The sequence below is a fragment of the Microcoleus sp. bin48.metabat.b7b8b9.023 genome (assembly GCF_013299185.1).
Classification (GTDB): Bacteria; Cyanobacteriota; Cyanobacteriia; order Cyanobacteriales; family Microcoleaceae; genus Microcoleus.
In genome coordinates this window covers 39,682-49,722 of sequence record NZ_JAAFKG010000057.1, presented here as the reverse complement: position 1 = coordinate 49,722, position 10,041 = coordinate 39,682, and the positions used below count along the sequence as shown (strand labels likewise).

Sequence of the window (10,041 nt, the reverse complement as noted above, 5' to 3'; positions counted from 1 at the left end):
CTTTGAGGCTTCACTACACAAGAATTCTCAGACTGCTTTTAAGTCTTTGTCTGGACTAATTAGATTTTGCTGGCATCCATACATTCTGTTTCCCTCCTTGGTTTATATTAGCATAGTATTCTTGATTGAAGATTGAAATATGACTGTAAAACAACCAATACAAAAAAAATATTGAAGGCGGTTGAAACCGCTACCGACTTCCTCCTCATGTCTAAAAGCCAGAGGCTTCCGTCTCGTTTCTCGGTGAAAATTAGGGAAAATTCGCCCAAAAACAGGTACCAGCCCCAACACAAAGGTTAGGCTCGAATCCACAATTTGATATCAAAATTCAACGTCGCAGATTTACTGCGCTGCAAGTCATATCGTGTCCGGTCGATCGACGCACTATAAAATTGGTTCGTAGTGCGGACTTAAGTCCGCTCGCTTGTTGCGGACTTAAGTCCGCACTACAAACGGTTTTTTATGGTAATCGACCGGACATGATATCAATCTAAAATCTAAAATCTAAAATCTAAAATTGACTTGACTGGCGATCGATACTGTGGGAATTTGGAATTTTAAATTATCCAAAACTCCCAACAATCGATCGCCAGCGGTGGTATAATTACAGGTCGCCGCCTTTAGCTGCCAACAGAAAAATTACGATCGGGCCAGAAAGTACGACTGCTGCAAGCAAAGCTACTTGAATAATGAGCTGCAAGTTTACAGGGCCGCCACCGTTAAAAAGATCCGTTATAAAGTCCATGTGTCCTCCTGACTGTATTGACATACTCTCCGGCTTAAAAGCGCGGGGATTCTTAACACTTCATTGACCAATACTACCGAAATAGTTTTACTTAGTCTCCATGTTCGTTTTAAGTCGTGGCAATGCCCTATCCCGACTATATGTATCGTTTTGTTTGGGAAACATTAACAATACTTTTAATTTTGCTTCCAGGTTGGATTTTAACCATTGCCCTTCAGTCTTTCCCTGTGCTAGATCGGTCTCGGTTTCAACTCAAAATGAGTATATATCGCTGCAATCTTAGGCGGGTATTTCAACCAATTACATTATAGCATAAAGCCGTCCTAGAAGGACGGGGCTTTAAACCCAATCTGTTGGTAAGTCTAGAGCGATAAGAAAATCCGTTTCTGATTTTACCGGGCGATCGACCCTATTTTTTAATGAAGTTTACAAAAGTCAACAAAATGTAAAGAACGATCGACCTGCGGGCGATCGCAAATTCGGCTAACAAACCCTCACTTTGGGCGATCGTAAATTAGCCTGGTAGATCGATCGGCCTGCTTGGAGGCAAACCAGCCCGAAAAATCGACTCAGCAGTCAACCTCAATTCTGGGAAAGCCAGCGATTCAACTCTGTCATCGCCCCGAAACTGCTTTACCTCGTACTCCCCATCTACCAACTGGCAAACCGAAAGGGTGGGTTGCTTGGGATTGCCAATGAACTTGCGGCCGCCTAAACCGAGGTAGTCCACAATCCAGTATTCAGGGATACCCATTTCCTCGTAATCAGCAAATTTGAAATGGTAATCATCTTGCCAGTTCGTGCTGACGACTTCCACAGCCAGCCGCACCGAAGAACCCATCGTGATGATGGACTCTCTTTCCCAACGAGGTTCGTTTGCCAGAGATGCTCGATCTAGGACAATTACATCGGGCTGATAACCAGCCTCATCGCGAGTGGGTTTAAGCAAGCAGTCACCGGGGATGGAGTAGGGTAATTCGCGTCGGTCAATTTCAACTCCTACTTTTAAGCTGATAAAACCTGTAACACCCGAATGGCGGCCAGTTCCTAGAGGCATTTCGATAATTGCTCCATTGTGTAGTTCGTAGCGGCGGACAGAGTTCTCTGGATACCAGGCTGCGAACTCGTCAAAAGTGACTGTTTTGCGGATTGTTTGGGCTTGGATCATGGTGTTATTCCTCTGTTTTCTTACCCCGCCTGGTCTGAGTTGCAGACGGGGGTTTGGTTTCGGTGCGATCGGGGCTAGGGATGGCTCCGTATTTCGCTACGTAGTCCCTTGCAAAGTCCGTGACAACCTGGCTCATGTTTTTTCCTTGCCTTGCACAAGCGGCTTTAAATTCGTTCCTTAGCAATTCAGATATAAAAATTCGCAGTGAGATGATTTTCTCTTCAGAGTCTGACATGGGCAGTAGTGCAAGTTGTGCATTTACTGTCTATCTTCTCATTGCGTTGAGAGCGAATGCTAATTAAACTTTACTGCCAATACTTGCACAAATGTTAGTTAAGGCTATACTAACACTCACAGCCACAAAGGAGCATAAAACGGTTATCCCTACAGGAACAAGGGCTTGATGCCTTTCCCGGAGAGTGTTCGCAATCAAAAATCGAAGCGTCTTTTGACGAACTCCTCCTGTGGCGCTGGCACTTGGTATACTTAAAAGGCTTTAATCTCTTAAAGTTGGGCATTTTCGAGATGATGCTCCAAATCTAAAATCTAAAATCTAAAATCTAAAATCTAATTATGGCTACTTGGCGTTGCGTAAAGCAGTGCGGTGCTTGTTGTTACCTAGAACCAACAGAGCGCCCTGACCTAGACGAGTATTTATCTACAGAGCAATTGGCGCTCTACTTGAGCTTAGTGGGAGATGACGGTTGGTGTATAAACTTTGACAAAGAAACGAGGGAATGCGGAATTTATGCCGATCGCCCGCAGTTTTGTCGGGTAGACGAGGAAGTGTTTCAGGATATGTACGGAATTGAGCCTGCTGAGTTGAACGATTTTGCGATCGACTGCTGTTTGGAGCACATTGAAGATATGTATGGCGATCGATCTTTGGAGATGATTCGCTTCAACTCTGAAGTTGGAATTATCACCTTACCCGACAATTAACGGACTTGATGCCCCTGTGAGCTTTGTGCTTCCGAAGCATTTTTCAATCTAAAACCTAAAATCTAAAATCTAAAATGCTCTCCAGGTCGATCGCTCCAGAGAGTGTCAAAATAGACAAATCAAGGAAATATCGCGCAGATGAGTTGAGTCATGAGCAATCGAGAGGGTTTTACAGGCGGATTTATTGCGGGAGCCGCAGTTGGGGGCTTGGTGGGGGCTGTTTTGGGTGCGGTGCTATCCAGGCGCGCTGCTGAAGCTTTGCTGAGCGATCCTTCCGATGCCAAGATCAGAAAGATGCGCCAGAGGAAAGCCAGCCAACTCGAAGCCGAAGGGATGGAAGTAGCAAGGCTGAGTTTGGAAGATAAAATTGCCCAGCTAAATCAAGCAATTGATGACGTGCGACTGCAACTCGGCGATGTCAACGGTAACGCGACAGCCCACAACAGCGAAGGTTCGATCGCCCAAGACTCCTGAATAAGATTGAAGATTTTAGAGCACTCCGGGAGTAGAATGCGGGCGATCGACCAACTGTCGCACATTTCTCTGTTCAACTTTCCCATTAAAAACCAAGGCAAAAGGAAAAACGAACCACAAAATTGCTCTGCCTCTACCCTCTGTGCCTTCCCTCTCCCGCAGCTATGCTAAACTCAAAGTTAAAGTGTCTTTCATTCAGTTGACAGTTGACAGTTGACAGTTGAGGGCAACCTCTACCTGGAAGTCCGAGGATTGGAGTAATGAATCGTCTTCTTTTAATTTCTCCCTAAAACGAAGAGGCTTTCAACCAATTATTTCTGGCAAACTTTACTCAAACGAGAACCAAAATTTATGAGTTATTCCATAGGCCTTTTGGCAAACACGCTAGCGACATTTCTGCAAATCTATATAGCCCTGATGATTATTAGGGTACTGCTAAGCTGGTTCCCTAACATCAATTGGTACGATCCCCCGTTTTCGATTTTGAGTCAGTTAACAGATCCTTATCTAAATCTCTTCCGCTCAATTATTCCCCCCTTAGGAGGGATTGACTTTTCTCCAATGATTGCGTTTTTTTTACTTCAGTTTGGATCGCAATTTCTAATCGGTCTTTTGGGCAGCTTGCAAACCGCTTTTTAGTGAGAAAAGCTGATTTTTTTCAAGCATCTAGTCTCAACCGCTGGCAGATATTGCCCGTCACTAAAATTTGAGATTGGAGATTTTTACACGAACTCCCCAGTTTTTTACCGGGGAGTTCTTCGTAGATGAGAGTTGAGAAATTGAAAGCAATTCAATCACCTCATATCATGTCCGGTTGATTACCATAAAAAACGGTTCGTAGTACGGACTTAAGTCCGTCCGCTTTCCGGTGGCGGACTTAAGTCCGCACTACGAACCTATCTAATTGCGGTTAATCCATCGGACACGATATCAAACATAGAATCTCACTGAATAGCAGGGGTTTGAAGCCCTTACTCATCAAGGCAGATTGCGATCGGAACGGAGTTTAAATCTCGGTTCTGATCGCTTCGCTGTCAACTGTCAACTGTCAACTGTCAACTGTCAACTGTCAACTGTCAACTGTCAACTGTCAACTGTCAACTGTTTAAATCGTTTGACTAACGGCGAACGACGCCAGTAAAACCTGTAGCTTTAAACTGCTTGAGCTGCAAAGGTGTTCGTTGATTGGCTGCAACCGAAATTCTGAGCTGAAAATCGCTAATTCCAGGAGGAACTTCTTCGATAGAACCTAAGCGAGTCCGGTTTTGCATCACTGGATTTTCATCTGCATCATAAATGCGACCAAAAATATCAGCATTAACGACAGGTTTGCCGCTCGTATTTTCAGCTTTCCCAGTAATCAAAAAGCAATTAGCTTCCATAGAGCTACCGCTGGTAACTGTGCCTTCTGCCATTTCTGCCGGACATTCGCGATAAGAAAGATCGGAAAGTTTAATTGGCGTGAGAGCCCAAGCTGGTGGAGTGATTACCAAACTCAAAATTGCGATCGCGCAAGTGGCAAAAAGAAGACCGATAGCTCGAAATTTCATAAAATTGCAGCGTAAGTATATTTTACTCAGCTTAGCGCGAATTCAAGGTCAAATTCTTAACCTCCTCGGGGAAACAGCACTGCCGTGTCCGCCTCCCGGAGGAGACTGCATTGCTGTAGGGAAACGGCATTAGCCTAAGCCTAAATGTTGGCGCAGGGCTTGGCGCATCACATCCACAGGGACAGATTCTGTATCCAGCCAAATTTTCAAGGCGGCGGCTCCTTGTTGAACTAGCATTTCTAGTCCGTCAATCGGTATTGCCCCGCGAAGCTGTGCATCTTTGAGAAACTGAGTAGGATTCGGGGTGTAAATGAGATCGTAAACGATCGCACCTGCGGAAATTCGATCGAGCGCAGCAGCAGCAACCGGCGACTTTTCCCCGTGCGGGTGCATTCCTACAGGAGTTGTATTCACCAGCAAATCCGCCTGCGAAATCAACATTGACAAATTATCCCAACTATGCACCTGCAAATTCTGCACCGGCATCGGAGAATTAACCCAACTCTGCTGAAATTCCGCTAAATTGGGGGCGCTGCGGCCGACAACGTGAATCTCTGCAAATCCCAATTGAGCGCATCCAGCCACAACAGCCCTCGCCGCCCCGCCATTCCCCAAAATTACCGCTACTTTCTGACTCCAATCGGAAGCCCCCCTAGCCCCCCCTTGGTAAGGGGGGGGACATGATTCCTCGGAACCTCCCCTAGCCCCCCCTTGGTAAGGGGGGGGACATGATTCCTCGGAACCTCCCCTAGCCCCCCCTTGGTAAGGGGGGGGACATGATTCCTCGGAACCCCCCCTAGCCCCCCCTTGGTAAGGGGGGGGACATGATTCCAAAGTTCCCTCTTGCTCCCCCCCTTGGCAAGGGGGGGTTGGGGGGGGTAAATTTGGCTTTTGGTAGGGGGGGGTTCGCAGCGGCGCGAGAAAGCCTTCTACGTCGGTATTTGTGCCGCACCAACCTTTGTCAGTGCGGTAGACGGTGTTGACTGCGCCGATCGCCCGGGCGATCGGAGAAACCTCGGCCAGCAGCGGTAAGATTGCCTGTTTGTGAGGAATCGTGATGCTAAATCCCCGAAGGTCGATCGCAGCAAATCCTGCCAGCGCAGCCTTTAAATCCTCTGGTTTTACCGGAAACGGCAGGTAAACAAAATCGACACCCAAGTGAGAAATGGCAGCATTGTGCATCGCCGGCGACAGAGAATGTGCGATCGGATAACCAATTACTCCGAGCAGTTTAGTAGTGCCTTTAATCATAGTTTGAAGGAAGAAGGAAGAAGGAAGAAGGAAGAAGGAAGAAGGAAGAAGGAAGAAGAAGGAAGAATAAAACTAATTTTTGTAAATTTATTGTACAGCTTTTTTTGGGCAGATATTTAAAATTATTATTCAACTCAGTTACATAAAACTATGGACTTGTGTGCAGGTAAAATGGTTTGTAGTGAGGACTTTAGTCCGCTCATTTATGCGGACTAAAGTCCTCACTACAAACCTAGTTAATTGGGCGTCTTTAATCTTTTACGAATAAAAGTTATTTAGCCGCATTTTTCTGTATCCCGAAACTCCTTCGCGTCAGCCAAAATCGGATTGACATCAAACCAGTAATCCTCGCCGTAACGGTACTCAAATACCCAAAGACTGCGGAGCAAAATTTGGTATTTAGTTTCACCATTCACTGTTTTGGTAGCAGCTACTTGGCGGAGTAATTGCCACTCATCAGGTTCGATCGCCAAAGTAAGCTGGTGACGGCGTTGGACAATCACATTTTCCAAAGTTTCCCGCGACACAGGAGGGTCTTGTTTTTGCAGACAGCTATAGAGTAGTTGTAACAAATTGCGAACGTGACCCCCGCTAACTCGACAGAGGCGATCGAGAGTTTCGGCAGAATCGAAAATTTTGCCAACCAAAGCATAGCGCTGCGACGCCTCCACCGTCGGAAAAGCCCGCGCCAGAACCATCTGTCGCAGCAATTCGACACCCTCTGCACACTCAGAAGCGTCATTCAATTGCACCGGCACCATCGGCAAAACCTTTGGATCTACCCCGAAGCGATTGCTAAGCTGACCTAAGTCGTTAGAGAAAATCAGCACCAAAGGAATTGTATACACGACATGACAGTTTAGTCTTGCCAACTGCTCTCCGCGATCGACAAACAGATATTCCGGCTGCATCCGCCCCGTTGGTTTCGCGCACAGGTGTATGCGATCGAGATTGTCGATAATTACCACAAGTCCCTGTTTACCTTGGCGCTTGAGTTCTTGATTAGCCGGTTCCAGCAACTCCTTATTGAGCGCATCTAAAATTACATTAGTCCGCGGCTCCAAATATTGCCGTAACTCCGATCGCAAATTCGGAGCATCTTTCGCCTTAGCAGTAATTTTGCCAATACCCAAAGACAAAGAAAACTCTCCATCCGTGCTAGCATTTACCTCACCCAAACCGGGGACAGAAGCTCCCGCTTTCAGATCTATTTGAGTTTGAAAAACATCAGCAACTCCCTTGAGCAAAGCTTTAAAACCCGTCGGTTGCAGCTTGATTTTCATTTTCTCAATGCTTTCGCTCACCTGACGCGCCACGCTCAACAAAATGTCAGTGATATCGACATCAGCCATGTCTAAATCTTTACTCGACTCAAAATAAACCACATGAAAACCTTGCTCCTGCAATTGAGCTTGCAGCCGCAGCAATTCTGTGGATTTCCCCGAGCCGATGTGACCGGTAAATAATTGACAGGTAGGTACATCGGGCGAGAGACGGCTGATGGTGCGCTCCAATTGTTCTACGATTGTGCCGCCCCGCACTGACGAAAAATCGATATAGTATTGTCGGTCTTCTTGATTTGCTACTGCCAGGGTGTAGCTGGGATTGCAGGCCGTATAAAATTTCTGTAAATTTAGTTCCATACCCTGTTCTCTGTTTTATAATATTATGCCCTAAGAGCTTCTTCATTGAGCAATTTGACCAATCCGCACAAATTCCTAGTTTTTTTTAATGTTTTACTTGTTTGTCAATATCTAAATGTATATCGGAATCCGCAATTAGAAATCCCACCTATTTTTTGCAGTCACGGAATGAACAAAAGTCAGTAATAACTTGATTGGATCGAGCGTGAGGACTTGAGTTCTCTCCAAAATCCGAGGACTCAAGTCATCACCACTAACAGATTGATTGCCGAGGATTTGCCGAACAGCATCTGACACAGGCGATCGCGAATTTGTCTGCTAAAATCAAAGACGAACAGTGGGCGGTAATGTTCTCCAGTAAAATTGGGTATTTGAGTAGGGTTAACCGAATGTAGAAAGGGCGAGCACTTGCACTCGCCCCGATCGATTATCTAGTGAAGATTGGCGGGAATCTCCAACCTCAAATTTAATTGCATCAGCAAATCCCGTAACTGATTTCTCACCGAGCAAGATTAATTTGCCGAAACTATTGGCTGTACCGATTCACCAGAATTCAAAGTGCTATTTTGCATTAATCAATTCTACCATTCGTTCGCCTACACCTCCTGCGGAAGCGGGATTTTGACCTGTGACGAGTCTCTCGCTCGCCACAACACAGACTTGAAAATTAGGAACCTTGGTAAAATTCGCCCCGCGTTCGATTAATTTTGACTCCAACAAAAACGGCACTATGTCAGTCAATCCCACAGCCGCTTCCTCTTCATTAGTAAAAGCGGCCACAGTCTTGTCAGCAACCAGGTATGTACCGTCAGACAGCTTAATATTGACTAACGCCGCAGGCCCGTGACAGACAGCACCGACAACGCCACCTGCTTCATAAATAGCAGCAGCAATCTGGGCCAGTCGATCGTTATCAGCGAAATCCCACATCGTCCCGTGTCCGCCAGCATAGAAAATAGCGCCGTATTCTGCGGGGTCAATTTGTGCGGGATTGAGCGTATTTTCGACTCGCGAAACTTGTTCCGAATCGTCTAAAAAAGCCTTATTTAGGGGGTCTTCCAAATCAATCCCAACCATCGGAGCCTTCCCGCCTTGAGGACTCACAAAATCTACCGTTAATCCAGCGCGATTAAATGCGTCCAAGGGATGGGTTACTTCTGGGAGATAGAAACCAGTTTCTTTACCAGTATCGCCCAGTGTATCGTGGCTGGTCAAAACAATCAGAACTTTTTGGCTAGTCATAATTTATGTCTTTTGTGGGTGTCTTTGTGCCTGTTGTTTTTATCCTAGGTCGAATTCATCTAAAATACAAATTATAAAAGTTGCGTGTAACTATAAATATATTTATGATCAGCTTTGAGTGGTATCGCAGCTTTATCGAGGTTTACCGCGCGGGCACTGTATCCGGCGCAGCCCAAGTTCTCCACCTCACCCAACCTGCTGTCAGCCAACACCTCGCAGCCCTAGAGTCAGCTTTGGGAAATCTGTTGTTTCAAAGGACTCCGAGACGGATGGTGCCGACGGATGCGGGAAAAAGACTGTATACTCAAGTTGTAGGTGCGATCGAGAAACTCGAATCAATTCCCCACAAAAACTCCACCGCCGAAACTCCGCAAACCATCAGAATCGGTACACCACAAGAATTTTTCACCGAGCAAATTCTGGATAAGTTACCCCAGGACGATTCCCTACGGGATAGCTTCGCTTCACGCACTTTTTACACGATACAATTTGGACTAACATCGGAGTTAATCCAACAACTGAAAGCCGGAAAGCTAGACATCGTAATTGCTACCCAAAAAATCACCTTATCCGATATCGAATATGAATTGCTATTCGAGGAGAACTTCTGGCTAGTCGGGCCACCAAATACTGCGATTCCGATCGCAGAAGGAATCAGTCAAGCAGATTTAAACCCACTATCTCAATGGCTGTTAACCCAAGATTGGATTGCTTATAGTGAAGAATTGCCCATCGCCCGCCGATTTTGGCGCGTCGTATTTGGCAAAAGAATCGACGTTCAACCTAAATTAATTATCCCCGATTTAAGAGCAATTAGACAAGCCGTGGAATGCGGATTTGGTTTTAGCGTCCTTCCCGATTACTTGTGTGCAAATTCGGTAACAGAAAATCGCTTGACACTCGTCCTTAAACCTGCACAAGCTGTTGCCAATCGGATTTGGCTGGCTTTTCGGAAATCGGAAAGACAGTTGCCAAAAATCAAACGGATGTTAGAATTATATCAGTTTCAATGAATAAAATTTAAGC

At 45.9% G+C, this 10,041-nt stretch carries 11 protein-coding genes; 5 read left to right on the top strand and 6 right to left on the bottom strand.

Features of this window, described 5'->3' with window-relative positions; all coding sequences use genetic code 11:
* Positions 1-604 precede the first annotated feature (604 nt).
* Together QZW82_RS25910 and QZW82_RS25905 are read right to left on the bottom strand one after the other, a co-directional pair.
* Positions 605-745: a photosystem II reaction center protein Ycf12 gene (locus QZW82_RS25910; protein ID WP_293154990.1), complete on the bottom strand. Its 141-nt coding sequence runs from the start codon at positions 743-745 to the stop codon at positions 605-607.
* Between the two features lie 514 nt (positions 746-1,259).
* Positions 1,260-1,913 (bottom strand): Uma2 family endonuclease, encoded by a 654-nt coding sequence (locus tag QZW82_RS25905; protein WP_293154982.1) that lies wholly within the window; start codon positions 1,911-1,913, stop codon positions 1,260-1,262.
* 573 nt (positions 1,914-2,486) lie between these two features.
* On the opposite strand from QZW82_RS25905, the gene QZW82_RS25900 reads away from it, so the two are divergent.
* The 4 genes from QZW82_RS25900 (at position 2,487) to QZW82_RS25885 (ending at position 4,470) form a co-directional block, all read left to right on the top strand.
* Entirely contained in the window at positions 2,487-2,855 is a 369-nt protein-coding gene (locus tag QZW82_RS25900) for a YkgJ family cysteine cluster protein (protein ID WP_293154980.1), read from the top strand.
* A 150-nt stretch (positions 2,856-3,005) separates the two neighbouring features.
* Positions 3,006-3,329, top strand: coding sequence for a hypothetical protein (locus QZW82_RS25895; RefSeq protein ID WP_293154977.1), 324 nt, complete (start codon positions 3,006-3,008; stop codon positions 3,327-3,329).
* Positions 3,330-3,680: 351 nt separating this feature from the next.
* On the top strand, positions 3,681-3,968 hold the full coding sequence (locus tag QZW82_RS25890) for a YggT family protein (RefSeq protein WP_293154974.1): 288 nt from the start codon (positions 3,681-3,683) through the stop codon (positions 3,966-3,968).
* A 349-nt stretch (positions 3,969-4,317) separates the two neighbouring features.
* On the top strand, positions 4,318-4,470 hold the full coding sequence (locus tag QZW82_RS25885; protein WP_293154971.1) for a hypothetical protein: 153 nt from the start codon (positions 4,318-4,320) through the stop codon (positions 4,468-4,470).
* Here the strand turns inward: QZW82_RS25885 and QZW82_RS25880 are convergent.
* The 4 genes from QZW82_RS25880 to QZW82_RS25865 form a co-directional block, all read right to left on the bottom strand.
* Positions 4,448-4,879, bottom strand: a complete 432-nt coding sequence (locus QZW82_RS25880) for a hypothetical protein (protein ID WP_293154969.1) — start codon at positions 4,877-4,879, stop codon at positions 4,448-4,450. The genes QZW82_RS25885 and QZW82_RS25880 overlap by 23 nt on opposite strands.
* 129 nt (positions 4,880-5,008) lie before the next feature.
* A complete protein-coding gene (locus QZW82_RS25875) occupies positions 5,009-6,130 on the bottom strand; it encodes a shikimate dehydrogenase (protein WP_293154966.1) in 1,122 nt (373 codons plus the stop codon).
* Positions 6,131-6,405: 275 nt separating this feature from the next.
* Positions 6,406-7,773, bottom strand: a complete 1,368-nt coding sequence (locus tag QZW82_RS25870; protein WP_293154963.1) for a P-loop NTPase fold protein — start codon at positions 7,771-7,773, stop codon at positions 6,406-6,408.
* A 561-nt stretch (positions 7,774-8,334) separates the two neighbouring features.
* Positions 8,335-9,015, bottom strand: a complete 681-nt coding sequence (locus tag QZW82_RS25865) for a type 1 glutamine amidotransferase domain-containing protein (RefSeq protein WP_293154960.1) — start codon at positions 9,013-9,015, stop codon at positions 8,335-8,337.
* 104 nt (positions 9,016-9,119) lie between these two features.
* Here QZW82_RS25865 and QZW82_RS25860 point away from each other — a divergent pair, with 104 nt between their 5' ends.
* A complete protein-coding gene (locus QZW82_RS25860) occupies positions 9,120-10,028 on the top strand; it encodes a LysR family transcriptional regulator (protein ID WP_293154957.1) in 909 nt (302 codons plus the stop codon).
* Positions 10,029-10,041 lie beyond the last annotated feature (13 nt).